The 16,288-nt window shown below is 72.5% G+C and carries 14 protein-coding genes; 8 read left to right on the top strand and 6 right to left on the bottom strand.

All coding sequences use genetic code 11. The features are described from left to right. Positions 1–58 precede the first annotated feature (58 nt). Positions 59–682: a TetR/AcrR family transcriptional regulator C-terminal domain-containing protein gene (locus tag ABZ842_RS28900; protein WP_361542959.1), complete on the top strand. Its 624-nt coding sequence runs from the start codon at positions 59–61 to the stop codon at positions 680–682. Positions 683–718: 36 nt separating this feature from the next. Here the strand turns inward: ABZ842_RS28900 and ABZ842_RS28895 are convergent, their stop codons facing one another. From ABZ842_RS28895 to glnA, 4 genes are all read right to left on the bottom strand, one after another. Beyond that, positions 719–3,730 (bottom strand): bifunctional [glutamine synthetase] adenylyltransferase/[glutamine synthetase]-adenylyl-L-tyrosine phosphorylase, encoded by a 3,012-nt coding sequence (locus tag ABZ842_RS28895; protein WP_361542956.1) that lies wholly within the window; start codon positions 3,728–3,730, stop codon positions 719–721. 592 nt (positions 3,731–4,322) lie between these two features. Then, positions 4,323–4,520, bottom strand: coding sequence for an antitoxin (locus tag ABZ842_RS28890; protein ID WP_361542953.1), 198 nt, complete (start codon positions 4,518–4,520; stop codon positions 4,323–4,325). A gap of 101 nt (positions 4,521–4,621) precedes the next feature. Continuing rightward, positions 4,622–5,551 (bottom strand): SAM-dependent methyltransferase, encoded by a 930-nt coding sequence (locus ABZ842_RS28885; RefSeq protein ID WP_361542950.1) that lies wholly within the window; start codon positions 5,549–5,551, stop codon positions 4,622–4,624. Between the two features lie 220 nt (positions 5,552–5,771). Then, a complete protein-coding gene (gene glnA, locus ABZ842_RS28880; protein WP_361542947.1) occupies positions 5,772–7,133 on the bottom strand; it encodes a type I glutamate--ammonia ligase in 1,362 nt (453 codons plus the stop codon). Between the two features lie 262 nt (positions 7,134–7,395). On the opposite strand from glnA, the gene ABZ842_RS28875 reads away from it, so the two are divergent. The 4 genes from ABZ842_RS28875 to ABZ842_RS28860 all read left to right on the top strand — a co-directional run bounded on the left by ABZ842_RS28875 (position 7,396) and on the right by ABZ842_RS28860 (position 9,912). Next, positions 7,396–7,707, top strand: coding sequence for a hypothetical protein (locus tag ABZ842_RS28875; protein WP_361542944.1), 312 nt, complete (start codon positions 7,396–7,398; stop codon positions 7,705–7,707). A 275-nt stretch (positions 7,708–7,982) separates the two neighbouring features. Beyond that, a complete protein-coding gene (locus ABZ842_RS28870; protein WP_361542941.1) occupies positions 7,983–8,657 on the top strand; it encodes a DUF3105 domain-containing protein in 675 nt (224 codons plus the stop codon). Between the two features lie 5 nt (positions 8,658–8,662). After that, positions 8,663–9,307: a DUF305 domain-containing protein gene (locus tag ABZ842_RS28865; RefSeq protein WP_361543201.1), complete on the top strand. Its 645-nt coding sequence runs from the start codon at positions 8,663–8,665 to the stop codon at positions 9,305–9,307. Positions 9,308–9,492: 185 nt separating this feature from the next. Then, complete coding sequence (locus ABZ842_RS28860) at positions 9,493–9,912, top strand: CBS domain-containing protein (RefSeq protein WP_361542938.1); 420 nt, start codon at positions 9,493–9,495, stop codon at positions 9,910–9,912. A 359-nt stretch (positions 9,913–10,271) separates the two neighbouring features. On the opposite strand, the gene ABZ842_RS28855 is transcribed toward ABZ842_RS28860, so the two are convergent. After that, positions 10,272–11,099, bottom strand: a complete 828-nt coding sequence (locus tag ABZ842_RS28855) for an alpha/beta hydrolase (RefSeq protein WP_361542935.1) — start codon at positions 11,097–11,099, stop codon at positions 10,272–10,274. After that, on the bottom strand, positions 11,096–11,767 hold the full coding sequence (locus ABZ842_RS28850; RefSeq protein ID WP_361542932.1) for a DUF998 domain-containing protein: 672 nt from the start codon (positions 11,765–11,767) through the stop codon (positions 11,096–11,098). Before ABZ842_RS28850 ends, ABZ842_RS28855 begins: the two co-directional genes overlap by 4 nt. Before the next feature lie 68 nt (positions 11,768–11,835). Here ABZ842_RS28850 and ABZ842_RS28845 point away from each other — a divergent pair, with 68 nt between their 5' ends. The 3 genes from ABZ842_RS28845 (at position 11,836) to ABZ842_RS28835 (ending at position 15,817) form a co-directional block, all read left to right on the top strand. Beyond that, a complete protein-coding gene (locus ABZ842_RS28845; RefSeq protein WP_361542929.1) occupies positions 11,836–12,267 on the top strand; it encodes a DUF6153 family protein in 432 nt (143 codons plus the stop codon). Positions 12,268–12,384: 117 nt separating this feature from the next. Further along, a complete protein-coding gene (locus tag ABZ842_RS28840) occupies positions 12,385–13,971 on the top strand; it encodes a multicopper oxidase family protein (protein ID WP_361542926.1) in 1,587 nt (528 codons plus the stop codon). Positions 13,972–14,062: 91 nt separating this feature from the next. After that, positions 14,063–15,817, top strand: coding sequence for an NAD+ synthase (locus tag ABZ842_RS28835; protein ID WP_361542923.1), 1,755 nt, complete (start codon positions 14,063–14,065; stop codon positions 15,815–15,817). Positions 15,818–16,288 lie beyond the last annotated feature (471 nt).

The raw sequence follows: 16,288 nt of genomic DNA, 5'->3' as shown, positions 1-16,288 counted from the left end.
TTTTCCGCAATGTAGCCTCCGATGGAGGATCCGGGAAGAGTGCAGGGGGATCGGACGAATGGGACGGCCGCGGACACCGCTGATCGACCGGGAGCGCATCGCCACGGTCGCGCTGGAACTGGTGGACGAGCAGGGCGAGTTCACGTTGGTGCAGGTCGCCCGGCGGCTGGGGGTGCAGACGGCTTCGCTGTACCACCATGTGGACGGGCGGGACGGGATCGTCGAGCTGCTGCGGGAACGGGTCTGCGAGGGGATCGACGCGGGGGCGCTGGCGGCGCCCGCGTGGGACGACGCGCTGGCGGGCTGGGCCCGCTCCTACCGGGCGGCGTTCGCGGCGCACCCCCGGGCCATACCGCTGCTGATGGCGTCGCCGGTGCGGGCTCCTCGGGTGCTGGAGCACTACGAGCGGGCGGTGCGGGTGTTGCTGGACGCGGGGTTCGCCGTCGCCGACGTGATGAAGGTGATCATCGCGTTGGAGAACCTGATCCTGGGCTCGGCGCTCGACATGGCGGCGCCGGAGCCGATGTGGGTGCTGCCGGACGAGTCGGCGACGCCGTGGCTGGCGCGGGCGCTGGCGGTGGGGCCGGGGGGTCGCGCGAACACGGCGTTCGAGCTGGCGCTGGCGGGGTGCCTGGCCCATTTCGCTTCGCTTTGCCCGACTGCGTTGGGCGACGACGCGTAACGACGCGGACGGCCGCGGTGGGGCCGGCCGCGCAGGTTAGGCCGCGTCGTAGAAGCGGGACTCCACCACCGCTCGGGCGCGGCGCGTCACGCGGCGGTAGTCGTCGAGCATGTCGCCGACGTGGCCGGGGCCGTAACCCAGGTAGCGGCCCACGGCCGCCAGCTCCCGGCCCGCCGCGGGGAACGTGTCGCTCGGGCGGCCCCGTACCAGCATCACCGCGTTGCGCACCCGCGAGGCCAGCACCCACGCCTCGTCGAGGATCTGCGCGTCCTCCGTGGAGATCAGCCCCGCGCCGTGCGCCGCCGCCAGTGCCTCGCGGGTCCGGGTGGTGCGCAGCCCGGGTTCGGCCCAGCCGTGGCGCATCTGGAGCAGTTGGACGGTCCACTCGACGTCGCTCAGCCCGCCGCGGCCCAGCTTGGTGTGGAGCGTGGGGTCCGCGCCGCGCGGCAGCCGCTCGGACTCCATCCGGGCCTTGAGGCGGCGGATCTCGCGGACCGCGTCCTCGCCCAGGCCCTCCGCCGGGTAGCGCAGCGGGTCGACGAGTGCCATGAAGCGCGCGCCCAGGTCCGCGTCCCCGGCCATCGGTTCGGCGCGCAGCAGGGCCTGGCTCTCCCACACCAGGGACCAGCGGCGGTAGTACGCCTCGTAGGACGCGAGGGTGCGCGCCAGGGGGCCGTTCTTGCCCTCGGGCCGCAAGTCGGCGTCGATCAGCAGCGGCGGGTCCGCGGTGGGGACCTGGAGCAGTCGGCGCATCTCCGAGACGACGGCGCTCGCGGCCCGCGCCGCCTCCTGGTCGTCGACGCCCTCGCGCGGCTCGTGGACGAAGAGGACGTCGGCGTCGGAGCCGTAGGACAGCTCGTGGCCGCCGAAGCGGCCCATGCCGATGACCGCGAAGCGGGTGGGGAGTTCGTCGCCCCACCCTTCGCGCACGACGGCCCGCAGGGCGCCGGCGAGCGTGGCGGCCGTCAGGTCGGTGAGTGCGCTGCCGACCTGGTCGACGAGGGCGCCGGTGTCGGCTTCGGCGGGGCTCTCCTCGGTGCCGTAGGAGGCGATCAGATCGGCCGCCGCGGTGCGGAAGAGCTCCCGGCGGCGCACGCCGCGGGCGGCGGTGACCCCGGCCTCCGCGGTGTCGGCGCGGCCCACCGCGGCGAGCACCTCCGGCTCCAGGTGCGCCCGGGTGCGCGGCTTGAGCCCGCTGGGGTCGCCGAGGATCGCGACGGCTTCGGGGGCGCGCAGCAGCAGGTCGGGGGCGAGGCGGCCGGCGGACAGCACCCGGGCCAGGTTCTCCGCCGCGGCGCCCTCGTCCCGTAGCAGCCTCAGGTACCAGGGCGTCTTGCCGAGGGCGTCGGAGACCTTGCGGAAGCCGAGGAGCCCGGCGTCGGGGTCGGCGGAGTCGGCGAACCAGCCGAGCAGCACGGGCAGCAGGGTCCGTTGGATCGCGGCCTTGCGGGTGACGCCGGAGGCCAGCGCCTCCAGGTGCCGCAGGGCGGCGGCCGGGTCGGCGTAGCCGAGGGCCTCCAGGCGCTGCCCGGCGGCCTTGGTGCTCAGCCGGGTCTCGCCGGGCGCCAGTTGGGCGACGGCGTCGAGCAGCGGACGGTAGAAGAGCTTTTCGTGCAGCCGTCGTACGGCCGCGGCGTGCCGGCGCCACTCGCGGTTGAGTTCGGTGACGGGGTCGGTGCGAAAGCCCAGGGAGCGGCCGAGGCGGCGCAGGTCGGCCTGGTCCTCGGGGACGAGGTGGGTGCGGCGCAGGCGGTGGAGTTGGATGCGGTGCTCCATGGCGCGCAGGAAGCGGTACGCGTCGTCCAGTTGGGCGGCGTCCACGCGTCCCACGTACCCGCCGGCGGCGAGCGCCTGGAGGGCCACGAGGGTGCTGCCGCTGTGCAGGGTGGCGTCGCTGCGGCCGTGCACCAGTTGGAGGAGCTGTACGGCGAACTCGACGTCGCGCAGCCCGCCGGGGCCCAGCTTCAGTTCCCGCTCGACCTCGGTGACGGGGATGTTGTCGACCACGCGGCGGCGCATCTTCTGCACGTCGGTGACGAAGTTCTCCCGCTCGGCGGCCTGCCACACCATCGGGGAGACGGCTTCGATGTACTCCTCGCCCAGCAGCGGGTCGCCGGCCACCGCCCGCGCCTTGAGCAGGGCTTGGAACTCCCAGGTCTTGGCCCAGCGCTGGTAGTACGCGAGGTGGCTGCTCAAGGTCCGCACCAGCGGGCCGTTGCGCCCTTCGGGGCGGAGGTTGGCGTCGACGGGCCAGATGGTGCCCTCGACGGTGGTCTCCGAGCAGATCCGCATCATGTGGGAGGCGAGGCGGGTGGCGGCGCGCAGCCCGGTGTTCTCGTCGGCGTCGCCGGCCGGCTCGCCGACGAAGACGACGTCGACGTCGGAGACGTAGTTGAGCTCCTGGCCGCCGCACTTGCCGAGGGCGATGACGGCGAGCCGGCAGCGGGCGGCGTCTTCGGGGGCGTGGGCGCGGGCGATGGCGAGCGCGGCGCGCAGGGTGGCGATGGCGAGGTCGGCGAGCTCCGCCGCGGTCTGTGCGACGTCGGTGGTGCCGCAGACGTCGCGGGCGGCGATGGCGAGCAGGCAGCGCCGGTAGGAGACCCGGAGCGAGACGGGGTCGGTGGCGTCGGCGAGGCAGTGCTCGAACTCCTCGACGCCCGGGTGCAGATCGGTCGACTCGTACGTGGCGAGGGCCCGCCAGTCCCCGGGGTGGCGGGTCAGGTGGTCGCCCAGCGCCTCGGAGCTGCCGAGGACGCCGAGGAGCCGGTCGCGCAGCGGCTTCGCCGTGACGAGGGTGTCGAGCAGGACCCGGTCGGCCCGCTCGCCGTCGCCGTCCCGTGCCGGTTGGGCCTCCACCAGGCGGACCAGCGAGCGCAGGGCGAGGTCGGGGTCGGCGGTGGCGCCGAGGGCGTCGAGGAGGAGGGGGTCGTCGCGTACGGACGCCATCGGGTCCAGGTCGAGCAGCCGCTCCGCCGCGGCCGGGTCCGTGAAGCCGTGCCGGAGCAGGCGGGTGAAGGTACTGCTTCTGCGTCCCGGCGCCGCCGTCATCCCGCGCTCCCGTCCCACGATCAACGTCCGGCGTCGAGCCTAGCCAAAGAGGCGGGCGATGCTCACCCGGCGAGCACCGTCCCGTCGTGGTCGGGGCGGGTTTCCGCCGCGGCCGTCGGGTGCCGCGGCGCCCTCCGTTCGGCGTCCCGGGCGGCGGACCGGACCCATAAATCGAACGTGCGAATGAATGCGGGCCGTCCGCCGACGCGTTGGGGGACGCCCGGCGGTCAACACGGCGAGAGGCGGCCTCGCGGCGGACCGTCGGGGAAGGGCGCGACGCCGCTGGCCCTGCGCTCACGACGGCCGGTTGTGCATCACCCGAACGAAGGGGGCCATTGCTGGAGCTGACGCTTGAGCTGATCGCGAGCGCGCGGGGCGGCCCGGGCCGGGGATGGCTCTCCCCCGCCCGGGCCGCCTCTCGCGCCGTCGCGCGGTCCGGTGCCGACAGCACGGCACTCGCACGTCGTACGGTCAGACCTGCGCACGTCGTACGCGGCAGGTCTGTCCACACCTCGTGGTCACAGGTCTGCGAACGCCGTACGTGTCAGGTCTGGGCACGTCGTACGCGTCAGGTCTGCGCGAGTCGTACGTGTCAGGTCTGCGGCGGCTGGCCGCCCGGCTGGTTCCCCGACCCGTACTGCCCCTTCAGCTTGTCCTGAGCCTGGTCGACCTGGCCGCTGTACTTGCCCTGCGTCTTCGCGTCGGCGGCGTCTCCCGCCTTGTCGACGCCCTTGTCGGCCTGGGCCTCGTGGCCCTTCAGCATCTGCTTGAGCTTGTCCATGACGGACATGGGGTCACCCTTTCGCCGCATTGCTCCCCCGCATTTCCAGGGTCACCGCCCTCGGCCGAATCCGCATGTCGACGGGGCGGCGGAGCGGGGTGCGGCGCGCGTCAGGGCTTGTGGGCGACGAGGGCGTAGAGGTTGATGTCCGCGTCCGTCACATCGTCGATCCCCCGGTACTTGGTCCGGTCGACGTCCTCCAGGGCGTCGACGTACGCCTGGTCCACCTCCTCCACCTTCGCCCGGTCGACCACGTCGGTCGGGCGCCAGCGGTGCACAGGGACGATGCCGGGCTCGGCGAGTTCCAGCCCGTTGTCGACGGCGAACCGGCCGATCTCGGCCCGGGGCCGGCGCACCATCGCGAAGCCCCGCTCCTTGAACGCCTTGGCGACGTTGTCGATCTGCACCGGGTTCAGGTCGTCCGTGAGGTGGCTGAGCACCAGCGCGCTGCCGGACGGCAGGGCGTCGAGGAGCCCGGCCGTGACGGCGTGCGCCTCCTCGCCCGGCACGAAGTGCAGCACGGCGGCGAGCACCAGCGCCACCGGCCGGTCGAAGTCGAGCGTCCGGGCGGCCTCCGCGAGGATCGCCTCCCACGCGCGCAGGTCGTACTCGATGTAGTCGGTCCGCCCCTCGGGGCCGGTGGCGAGCAGGGCGCGGGCGTGCGCGAGGACGACCGGGTCGTTGTCCACGTACACCACCCGGGACTCGGGGGCGATGCGCTGCGCGATCTGGTGCACGTTCTCCTGCGTGGGCAGCCCGGTGCCGACGTCGAGGAACTGCCGGACGCCGGCCTCCGCCGTCAGGTACGTGACCGCGCGGCGCAGGAAGTCCCGGTTGTGCCGCACGTTCAGGTACCCGCGGGGCTCGGCGGCGAGCGCCGCCTTCGCCGCCTCCCGGTCGGCGGGAAAGTTGTCTTTGCCACCGAGAAAGAAGTCGTAGACCCGGGCGGGGTGGGCCCGACTGGTGTCGATCCTGCCGCCGCCACCGCCCCCTGCAGGGCTCTGCTCGCCGGAGTCGACCTCACGTGCGTCGGCGCTCATCGGAACCGTCCTCGGAATCGGAATCGGAGGTTGGAGTCAGCGGTTGGAGTCGGGGGCGTGTGCTCGTGCGGGAGGGATCAGCACCTGGATTAGACCATTCGACGACGCCTTCCGACCGCTGTTCCCGCGGAACCCAAGCAATCGTCCACTTACGGAACTTGGACCTCCGCACCCAGGACGTCGCACCGGGCGTCCGGGCTCGGCCCGGACGCCCGGACGGCTACAGCACAGGAAGGTTCTTGCGCAGCTCGAACGCGGTGACCTCGGAGCGGTACTCCTCCCACTCCTGCTTCTTGTTGCGCAGGAAGAAGTCGAAGACGTGCTCGCCCAGCGTCTCGGCGACCAGTTCGCTCCGTTCCATCAGGGAGATCGCCTCGCCCAGGTTCTGCGGCAGCGGCTCGATGCCCATCGCGCGGCGTTCGGCGTCGGACAGGGCCCAGACGTCGTCGTCGGCGCCGGGCGGCAGCTCGTAGCCCTCCTCGATGCCGCGCAGGCCGGCGGCGAGCAGCACCGCGTACGTCAGGTAGGGGTTGGCGCCGGAGTCGATGGAGCGGACCTCGACGCGCGAGGAGCCCATCTTGCCCGGCTTGTACATGGGCACCCGGATCAGCGCGGAGCGGTTGTTGTGGCCCCAGCAGATGTACGAGGGGGCCTCGCCGCCCGCGCCGGCGCTGCGGGCCGAGCCGCCCCAGATGCGCTTGTAGGAGTTGACCCACTGGTTGGTGACGGCGGAGATCTCGGCGGCGTGGCGCAGCAGTCCGGCGATGAAGGAGCGGCCGACCTTGGAGAGTTGGTATTCGGCGCCGGACTCGTAGAAGGCGTTGCGGTCGCCCTCGAAGAGCGAGAGGTGGGTGTGCATCCCGGAGCCGGGGTACTCGCTGAACGGCTTCGGCATGAAGGTGGCCTGGACGCCCTGCTCAAGTGCGACCTGCTTCATCACCAGGCGGAAGGTCATCACGTTGTCCGCGGTGGACAGCGCGTCCGCGTACCGCAGGTCGATCTCCTGCTGGCCGGGGGCGCCCTCGTGGTGGCTGAACTCCACCGAGATGCCCATGGACTCCAGCATGGTGATGGCCTGGCGGCGGAAGTCCATCCCGACGTTCTGCGGGGTGTGGTCGAAGTAGCCGGAGTTGTCCGCTGGGACCGGGCGGCTGCCGTCGGTGGGCTTCTCCTTCAGCAGGAAGAACTCGATCTCGGGGTGGGTGTAGAAGGTGAAGCCGAGGTCCGAGGTCTTGGCGAGGATGCGCTTGAGGACGTAGCGGGGGTCCGCGAAGGACGGCGAGCCGTCGGGCATCAGGATGTCGCAGAACATCCGGGCCGTGCCGGGGGCCTCCGCGCGCCACGGCAGGATCTGGAAGGTGCCGGGGTCGGGCTTGGCGATCATGTCGGACTCGTACACCCGGGCGAAGCCCTCGATGGCCGAGCCGTCGAAGCCGATCCCTTCATCGAATGCCTGTTCGAGCTCGGCGGGGGCGACGGCCACGGACTTCAGGAATCCCAGCACGTCGGTGAACCACAGGCGCACGAAGCGGATGTCGCGCTCCTCCAGCGTACGGAGCACGAATTCCTGCTGCTTGTCCATTTCCACTTCCACCCAATCCTTGCCGGCCGAGCCAGACCTGCTTCCCGGAGCATCGCATCCACGGGTTTCCGGCACGTTGCGAACCCCCGACTGAGCCCCATTGTGTGCCAGCGGACCCCGTGAGACGAGTCCGAGGCCACCGCGGCGGCCGGTGTGACGGACCGATTACCGCCCCGTATGAGGTACCGGACGGATGCGCTCGCTACGATCTGCGGACATGGGGGGTCAACGGCTCGGCCGCCTCGCGCGCACCACGCGTCCCGTGGCACTGCTGAGTGCCGCGGCGACGCTCCTCGGCGCGCTCTTCCTCTGTCTGAGCGCCCCCGCCGACGGGCACGCCCTCGACGTGGACCGCGCCGTGCCGACGTACTCCTGTCCGTACGACGACGGTACGTGCGGGCTGCGGCCCGCGATCGGCCCTGCGGTGCTCACCGCGCCCCCGCTCGACGCCCCACCCCTCGCCGGGGAACTGCCCGCGGAGCCGCAGCGGCCCGCCCACGGCGGCGGGCGTCCGCACTCGGACGCCCTTGCACGCGCCCCCGACCTGCACGTCCTTCAGGTGCTCCGGACCTAGGGCCTTTCTTCCGGATCAGGCTGGAAGAGTGAGCGGGGTCTGGTGTCGTGGATCGCAAGGCGGAGGAGGGAGTCAATGCGGAGCATTGGCGACCGACGACAACGCAGCGAGGTGCGGCACCAGGGCACGCGAGCCCAGCAAGATCCGCAAGAGAGGGCCTAGAGCGCGTCTCGGACTCGTCCCGGCACCCACGTGCCCTCGCACCCTTGCCCGAACTCCCCGAAGGTCGCAGCCTCTTGGCAAGGCGATCACCCCACGACGAAGGACGCACTCCCATGGCTTCCCGTAAGACCTCCCGGCCCTCATCGAAGAACGCCGCCGCCCACGACCGCCGCGCCCGAATAGAGGCGATGCGCAAGATCGAGGCGGCGCGCGAGCGGCGGAACCGCATCATCACCATCGGCATCAGCGGCATCGTGGTGGCCGGTCTGGTCGGCTTCGGCGTCTACGTGATCAACAACGAGAACGAAGAGGACGCCCAGAAGGTCGCCGCGCGCAAGGACCCGATCACCGGCGAGAAGACGTGGGACGCGAAGAAGCTCGGCCGCAACCACGTCGATAGCGCCGTCAGCTACCCCGAGAAGCCCCCCGTCGGCGGCGACCACCACCAGGCGTGGATGAACTGCGACGCCAAGGTCTACAAGGAGCCCGTGCCCAACGAGAACGCGGTGCACTCGCTGGAGCACGGCGCGGTCTGGGTCACCTACACCGACAAGGTGTCCGACGAGGACAAGGCCACCCTGGAGAAGAAGGTCAAGAAGACCCCGTACTCCCTGATCAGCCCCTACAAGGACCAGGCGGGCGCCATCATGCTGACCGCATGGGGCAAGCAGTTGACGGTGGACTCCGCGAAGGACGAGCGGGTGGAGAAGTTCTTCAACAAGTACGTCCTCGGTGAGCAGACCCCGGAGAAGGGCGCCTCGTGCGCGGGCGGAGTGACCGGCAAGTGAGCACCATGACCCGTACGCACTGGGTGGCCGTCGCCGCGGTCGTGCTGGCGCTGCTCTTCGCCGGGGCGGCGACGGTGGCCTCCGCGGGCGACGGCGACGGGGGGCCGAAGGCGCCCGCGTCCGACTCCGCGGACGCCGGGTTCGCCCGCGACATGTCCGTCCACCACCAGCAGGCGGTGGAGATGTCGTTCATCGTGCGCGAGCGCACACAGGACGAGGACGTGCGCCGGTTGGCGTACGACATCATCAACACCCAGGCCAACCAGCGCGGCATGATGCAGGGCTGGCTGGACATGTGGGGCCTGTCGCAGGTCGCGACGGACCGCGAGCCCATGGAGTGGATGGCGAAGGAGGGCGGCGACCACGCCGGCCACGGCGCCCCGGCCGGGGACGCGCTGATGCCCGGCATGGCCACCTCCGAGCAGTTGGAGCAGCTCGGGAAGCTCAGCGGCAAGGCCGCGGAGGTCGAGTACCTCCAGCTGATGATCACGCACCACAACGGCGGGGTCGCCATGGCCCAGGGCTGTGTGGACCTGTGCGTGCCCGGCGCCGAGCAGGAGCTGGCGAAGGGCATGGTCACGGGGCAGCAGTCGGAGGTGGAACTGATGGTGAACCTCCTGAAGAAGCGGGGCGCGCAGCCCCGCACCTGAGGTCGCCCGCGGGGGTTGTGGTGGGCTCCGCGCCCCCACAACCCGGGCGCGGGCCCGCCCGCGTTCACCCGTTTGGCCTACACCGGTCGCCTGCGGGCGGCCGTCCGCCGACCATGAAGTGGCGTACGGGTCCGGCCGTCACGTGGGCGTCGGGCCGCCGTCGGCCGTCAGGAGGACCGAACGCCATGACCACCGCGAAGGACATCATGCACGCCGGGGCACAGTGGATCCCGGCGCACGAAACGCTCGACCGGGCCGCGCAGCTGATGCGTCAGCTGGACGTGGGCGCGCTGCCCATCGCGGACTCCCGGGAACGCCTCTGCGGCATCCTCACCGACCGCGACATCGTCGTCGGCTGCGTCGCGCTGGGCCATGACCCCGCGCAGGTCACGGCGGGCGACATGGCGCAGGGCACGCCCCGGTGGATCGACTCCGACTCGGACGTGGACGAGGTGCTCCAGGAGATGGAGGTGCACCAGATCCGGCGGCTGCCGGTGATCGAGAACAAGCGGCTGATCGGGATGATCAGCGAGGCGGATCTGGCGCAGCACCTGTCTGACGAGCAGCTCGCGGCGTGGATGGAACGCGTCTACGCCCGAGGCTAGCCCCGGGCGCCTCGCCTCCTGCGACTGCCCGCGCCCCGGACGACGGCGCCGTTCCCGTGCGGATGCGTTGGTGTCTGCGGCCCGGTGAGGCTTGTTCGCGCAGTTCCCCGCGCCCCTGGCAAACCCGCCGTTCCCCTGCGGGAGCGCTGGTACCTGCGGCCCGGTGGGACTTGTTCGCGCAGTTCCCCGCGCCCCTGAAGACCTTGGCCCAGCCCGCAGGCAAATGACGGGCGAAGCGAAACAGGGGCGCGGGGAACTGCGCGACAAGCCCACCACCGGGTCGCAGAGACCAGCGCCTCCCGCAGGGGAACGGCGGGCATGTCAGGGACGCAGGGCGCGGCGCGGCGGGGGCGCGCTCGTTAAGACATCCTCAGCACTGCGCGGGCCACCGCCTGGGGGCGGTCCAGCATCAGGAGGTGGCCCGCACCGACGACCTCCTCGAAGCGCGCTCCGAGCAGGAGCGCGAGTTCGCGCTGGCGCGTGGTCCAGCGCCGACCCCCCGCCGTCGCCGCCAGCACCGCGACGCACGCGTCCACCGGCAGCGGATGCCGCTCCCGCAGCGCCAGCAACTGCGCCGCGACGTCCCGGTAGTGCGCGTTCTCCAGCAGCGCGCCGCGCAGGACGCGCGAGGTCCCGTAGACGCTGCGCACGAGGTCCGCGGGGGCGGGATCGGCGCCGTCGGCGCGGGAGAGGCGGACCGCGAGACGGCGCGCCGGCGGCCCGAACGTCGCGGGGACGCCGGCCGCGCTCAGCACCGCTGCCGCGGCCCGGGCCACCGCCGTACGGGCGCGGGGCGCGGCGGGGGTGCGGGCCTGCTCCTCGACGCTGGAGTCGACGAGGACGACCCCGTTCGTACGGTCGGGGTACAGCCGGGCGAACGCCTCCGCGTGGAACCCGGCGATGGAGTGGCCGACGACGGTGACGGGCCCGTCGCGGCGGCCGAGCGCGTCGAGCAGCCGGGCGATGCGCCGGGCCTCCCCCGCCGCCGTGGGCGGCTCGTCCGCGGCGGCGCTGAGCCCGTGCCCCGGGCGGTCGAAGCGGACGACGGTGCGGTGCGGGGCGAGCAGCGGCACGACGGGGTCCCAGTCGAACCAGCCGAGCCCGAGCCCCGCGCTGAGCACGCAGACCGGCCCCGTGCCCTCGACGACCACGTGGTGCGCCACGCCGGCGACCCTGACGAACTTCACCCTGCCACCGCCCTCGACTCCATCGGCGCCCGCGCCATCGAGAGGGCGAGCAGCCCCAACCAGACTGCCACGAGGAGCACTTGCAGGCGCTGTCCCGCACCGAGGGCCCAGGTGCCGCGGCCCGCTTCGAAGGCGGCGACCGACGCCAGGGTCCAAGCGGTCGCGATCAGCTCCAGCACCACCAGCGGGGGCCCGAAGCGGGCCAGTTCGGGCCACCAGCCGTACCGCCGCGCGGCCACCGTGAGCCCCACGATCCCTATCAGCGCGCCCGTCATCGCCAGCGAACTGCTCACGGCGTGCGCGGTGTGGGTGGCGGGCACCAGGCCCGCGGTCTCGCGGGCGGCGCACTCGGGGTCCGCGGTGGGCGTGCAGCTCAGCGGCAGTCGGGAGTCGACGGCGGTCGCGGCGCCGAAGAGCGCCACCCCGCCCCAGCCGATCAGCGCCCACGTCCGGCGCGGCGTCCGCGCCAGCGCCCAGACCGCCCCGACGAGGACCAGGGAGCCGGCGGCGAGGTCCGTGGCGCGGAAGAGTCCGCCGAGCGGTTGGTCGGCCGCCGCGAGTTCGCTGACGTACGTCCTGATCGGGTCGAGCCCGGTCGACAGGACGACTTCGAGCACCCAGGCGGTGTAGGCCAGGGCGCCGATGGCTATGAGGGCGGCGGCGATCATCACCCCATGATCGCCCACCCGTGACCGACCCTCTCGGACGGATACCCGGTGGGGGTAAGATGCGGATCATGGTGAAGCGTTCGGGCACGCGGAGGGGACAGCTCCTGCTGTTCCTCGCGCTGCTGTTCGGCATCACCACGATGCACACCGTCGGCCACCCCGCTTCGGGGCACTCCGGCCCGGGGCCGAGCGCCACCGCGCACGCGGCGCCCGCCGGGCACGGGACCGGCCCCGCGGCGCACGGCACGGACCGCGCCGCCCCGCCCGTCGTACAGGACGCCGCGCCCGAGCCCGGCGTCATGGACCCCACGCTCGTGTGCCTCGCCGTCCTCGGCGCCTTCGGCCTGGCCCTGCTCGTGGCCGCCGCCGCGTGGCTGCGGCGCCGGGCCGGCCACGTCGCCGCCCGGCTGCGGTCCGTCAGTGCGGCCCTGCCCGAGACGCGGGCCGGGCCACCGCCCGAGCGCATACGCCTCGCGCAGTTGTCGGTGCTGCGGATCTAGGAGCGTGCGTGCCGCCCGAGGGGCGGCAAGCGCGACGGATCCGCACGACTTCGGCCGGCCCTGGCCCGTACACGGACCGGCTGCCACCGACTTCACACAGCACGAGGTGCTTGCATCATGACCACTCACATCACACGCCGCTCCGTCCTCGGAGCGTCGCTCGCCGTGGCCGGGACGGGCGTCCTGGCGGCCTGCTCCAGCTCCGACGGCGGCAGCGGCGGCCACGCCGGGCACACCGGCGGCGGGGGCGGCGCGAAGGCCGGGCCCGCAGGGTTCGTCGAGCCCGACGGCAAGGAGGTCCAGGACGCCGAGGCCAAGCGCCGCGGCGGCCCCGAGCGCAAGGTCAAGCTGACGGCCACGGCCGCCACGCTCGACCTCGGCGGCGGCCTCGCCGTCAAGAGCTGGGCGTACGACGGCCGGCTGCCCGGCCAGGAGGTCCGCGTCACCGCGGGCGACACCCTCGCCCTCACCCTCGCCAACAACCTGCCCGAGTCCACCTCCCTGCACTGGCACGGGCTGGCCCTGCGCAACGACATGGACGGGGTCCCCGACCTCACCCAGAAGCCGATCAAGGCCGGCGGCTCCTTCGAGTACCGCTTCGCCGTGCCGCACCCGGGCACGTACTGGTTCCACCCCCACTCCGGCGTCCAGCAGGACCGCGGCCTGTACGCGCCGCTGGTCGTCGAGGACCCGAAGGAGCCGCTGAAGTACGACAAGGAGTGGACCGTCGTCCTGGACGACTGGGTCGACGGCATCGAGGGCTCCACCCCGGACGCGGTGCTCAAGGAGCTCAGCAAGGGCATGTCCGGCGGCGGGCACGAGGGCCACGGCATGGGTTCGATGACCGTCGAGTCCCCCGGCCCCGAGGGGCCGTCGCGGATGATGATGGGCGCGAAGAGCGACCTGCTGGGCGGGGACGCCGGTGACGTGGCGTACCCGCACTACCTGGTGAACGGCCGTACGCCGCAGGACCCGGCGACCTTCGCGGCCAAGCCCGGCGAGCGGATCCGGCTGCGGATCGTCAACGCGGGCGGGGACACCGCCTTCCGCGTCGCGCTCGGCGGGCACGAGCTGACCGTGACCCACACCGACGGCTTCCCCGTCCAGCACGCGAAGACGGACGCCGTGCTGCTGGGCATGGGCGAGCGGTACGACGTGCTGGTGACCGCCGGCGACGGCGTCTTCCCGCTGGTCGCGCTGGCCGAGGGCAAGGACGCCACCGCGCTGGCGGTGCTGCGCACCGGCAGCGGGGCCGCGCCGGCGGCCACGGTGCGCCCCGCGGAGCTCACCAAGCGGGTGCTGACCGCGGACAAGCTGCGGGCGGACGCCTCCGTCGCGCTGCCCGCCAGGAAGCCCGACCGGGAGATCAAGATCAAGCTCTCCGGCGGGATGGCCAAGTACGACTGGGCCTTCGACGGCAAGCCGTACTCGCCCGACCAGCGGCACGAGGTCCGGGCGGGCGAACGGGTGCGACTGGTCTTCAGCAACCCGACCGGGATGTGGCACCCGCTGCACCTGCACGGCCACACCTTCGGCCTGGCGAACGTGGCGAACGGCCCGCGCAAGGACACCGCGGTGATCTTGCCGAACGCCACGCTGACCGTGGACTTCGACGCCGACAACCCGGGCCTGTGGATGATCCACTGCCACAACGTGTACCACGCGGAGGCCGGCATGATGACCGTGCTGGGCTACCGGAAGTAGGACTCCGGCGGCCGGGTGCGGACCGCTCCCACCGGGCGCTCCGCACCCGGCCGCCAGGACATCGCGTCAGAAAGACGATTAGACTGGCGCCGTGCCCCAACTTCGTCTCGCCCTGAACCAGATCGACGCAACCGTCGGCGACCTCGCCCACAACGCCGAGGCGATCGTGCGCTGGACCCGGCACGCCGCCGAGCAGGGCGCGCACCTGGTCGCCTTCCCCGAAATGGTGCTCACCGGCTACCCCGTCGAGGACCTGGCCCTGCGCTCCTCCTTCGTACACGCCTCCCGGGCGGCGCTGCGCGAGCTGGCGGTGCGCCTGGCCGACGAGGGCTTCGGCGGGCTGCCGGTCGTCGTCGGCTACCTCGACCGCAGCGAGAGCGCCCGGCCGGCGTACGGCCGGCCCGCGGGCGCCCCGCTGAACGCGGCGGCGGTGCTGCACGGCGGCGAGGTGGTGCTCACCTTCGCCAAGCACCACCTGCCCAACTACGGCGTCTTCGACGAGTTCCGCTACTTCGTCCCCGGCGACACCCTGCCCGTGGTCCGGGTGCGCGGCGTGGACGTGGCGCTGGCGATCTGCGAGGACCTGTGGCAGGAGGGCGGCCGGGTGCCGGCCACCCGGACGGTCGGGGCGGGGCTGCTGGTCTCCATCAACGCGTCGCCGTACGAACGCAACAAGGACGACACCCGGCTGGAGCTGGTGCGCAAGCGCGCGCAGGAGGCCGGGTGCACGGTGGCGTACTGCGCGATGATCGGCGGCCAGGACGAGCTCGTCTTCGACGGCGACTCGATCGTGGTGGACGCGGCGGGCGAGGTCGTCGCACGGGCCCCGCAGTTCGCGGAGGGCTGCGTGGTGCTCGACCTGGAGCTGCCGGCGGCTGGCGAGGCGCCGTCGGGAGTCGTCGACGACGGGCTGCGCGTCGACCACGTCGTGATCAGCGAGGAGCCGGTGCCGGCGTACGAGCCGGAGCTGACCGGCGGATACGCCGACCGGCTCGACGACGACGAGGAGGTGTACTCGGCCCTCGTGGTGGGGCTGCGCGCCTACGTCGCGAAGAACGGCTTCCGCTCGGTGCTGGTCGGGCTCTCCGGTGGCATCGACTCGGCGCTGGTCGCCGCGATCGCGTGCGACGCGGTGGGGGCGGGGAACGTGTACGGCGTCTCCATGCCCTCGAAGTACTCCTCCGAGCACTCCAAGGGCGACGCCGCCGAACTGGCCCGCCGCACCGGGCTCAACTTCCGAACCGTGCCGATCGAGCCGATGTTCGACGCGTACATGGGCGCGCTGGGCCTCACCGGGCTCGCCGAGGAGAACCTCCAGTCGCGGCTGCGCGGCACCCTGCTGATGGCGCTCTCCAACCAGGAGGGCCACATCGTCCTCGCGCCTGGCAACAAGTCCGAGCTGGCGGTGGGCTACTCGACGCTGTACGGCGACTCGGTCGGCGCGTACGGCCCCATCAAGGACGTCTACAAGACGGCGGTGTACCGCCTCGCGGAGTGGCGCAACGCGGCGGCGCGGGAGCGCGGTCAGACCCCGCCGATCCCGGAGGCGTCCATCACCAAGCCCCCCAGCGCGGAACTCCGCCCCGGCCAGGTCGACACGGACTCCCTGCCGGACTACGACGTCCTGGACCGGCTGCTGGAGCTGTACGTGGACCGGGACCAGGGCAAGGAGGCGATCGTGGCGGCGGGGTTCGGGGAGGAGCTGGTGGCGCGGACGTTGAGGATGGTGGATGCGGCGGAGTACAAGAGGCGGCAGTATCCGCCGGGTACGAAGATCTCGGCGAAGGGTTTCGGCAAGGACCGCCGCCTCCCCATCACCAACCGCTGGCGCGAACACGTCGCTTAGTCCCTAGCGCCGTGCGCCGCGCCGCGCTTGCCCCACCCGTGGCGCGTGGGGCGCCGTGCGTCTGACGCACTCGCCGTTTCCCTGCGGGAGCGTTGGTCTCCGCTTCCCGGTGGGGCTTGTTCGCGCAGTTCCTCCCCCTGTGCCCTGCGGGCACGGGGGCACCCCCACCTACGCCCAGAGGGCGTGGGGGCCCCAGCGCCACCTGATTTGCTGCCCCCGTCGTTTGTCTGCGGGCTGAGACGGAGGCATTTAGGGGCCCGGGGAACTGCGCGAACAGCCCACCACCGGCCAGTGGAGACCAACGCTCCCTCAGAGAAACGGCGGCTACGTCAAGAGACGCAGGAACGCGCGCGGGACTTTGCGGACACGACCTAGCTGTATTGCCCTGTGAGGTTGGGGACGCGGCTGGCGGGTGGTTTGCCCGCGAGTGCGGTGTGTCCGCGGTGGTGATTGTAGGTGTGGAGCCATTGC

Origin of the sequence: Streptomyces sp. NPDC047315 (assembly GCF_040643215.1) — a bacterium.
In the GTDB taxonomy this organism is placed as follows: Bacteria; Actinomycetota; Actinomycetes; order Streptomycetales; family Streptomycetaceae; genus Streptomyces.
Note: the sequence above shows the minus strand (reverse complement) of the source record. Positions and strands in the feature narration are given on the sequence as shown.

Bases quoted from the DNA above. Each gene is read 5' to 3' on its own strand.
- ABZ842_RS28900 (WP_361542959.1), top strand. From the start codon at position 59: ATGGGACGGCCGCGGACACCGCTGATCGACCGGGAGCGCATCGCCACG.
- ABZ842_RS28895 (WP_361542956.1), bottom strand. From the start codon at position 3,730: ATGACGGCGGCGCCGGGACGCAGAAGCAGTACCTTCACCCGCCTGCTC.
- ABZ842_RS28890 (WP_361542953.1), bottom strand. From the start codon at position 4,520: ATGTCCGTCATGGACAAGCTCAAGCAGATGCTGAAGGGCCACGAGGCC.
- ABZ842_RS28885 (WP_361542950.1), bottom strand. From the start codon at position 5,551: ATGAGCGCCGACGCACGTGAGGTCGACTCCGGCGAGCAGAGCCCTGCA.
- glnA (WP_361542947.1), bottom strand. From the start codon at position 7,133: ATGGACAAGCAGCAGGAATTCGTGCTCCGTACGCTGGAGGAGCGCGAC.
- ABZ842_RS28870 (WP_361542941.1), top strand. From the start codon at position 7,983: ATGGCTTCCCGTAAGACCTCCCGGCCCTCATCGAAGAACGCCGCCGCC.
- ABZ842_RS28865 (WP_361543201.1), top strand. From the start codon at position 8,663: ATGACCCGTACGCACTGGGTGGCCGTCGCCGCGGTCGTGCTGGCGCTG.
- ABZ842_RS28860 (WP_361542938.1), top strand. From the start codon at position 9,493: ATGACCACCGCGAAGGACATCATGCACGCCGGGGCACAGTGGATCCCG.
- ABZ842_RS28850 (WP_361542932.1), bottom strand. From the start codon at position 11,767: ATGATCGCCGCCGCCCTCATAGCCATCGGCGCCCTGGCCTACACCGCC.
- ABZ842_RS28845 (WP_361542929.1), top strand. From the start codon at position 11,836: ATGGTGAAGCGTTCGGGCACGCGGAGGGGACAGCTCCTGCTGTTCCTC.
- ABZ842_RS28840 (WP_361542926.1), top strand. From the start codon at position 12,385: ATGACCACTCACATCACACGCCGCTCCGTCCTCGGAGCGTCGCTCGCC.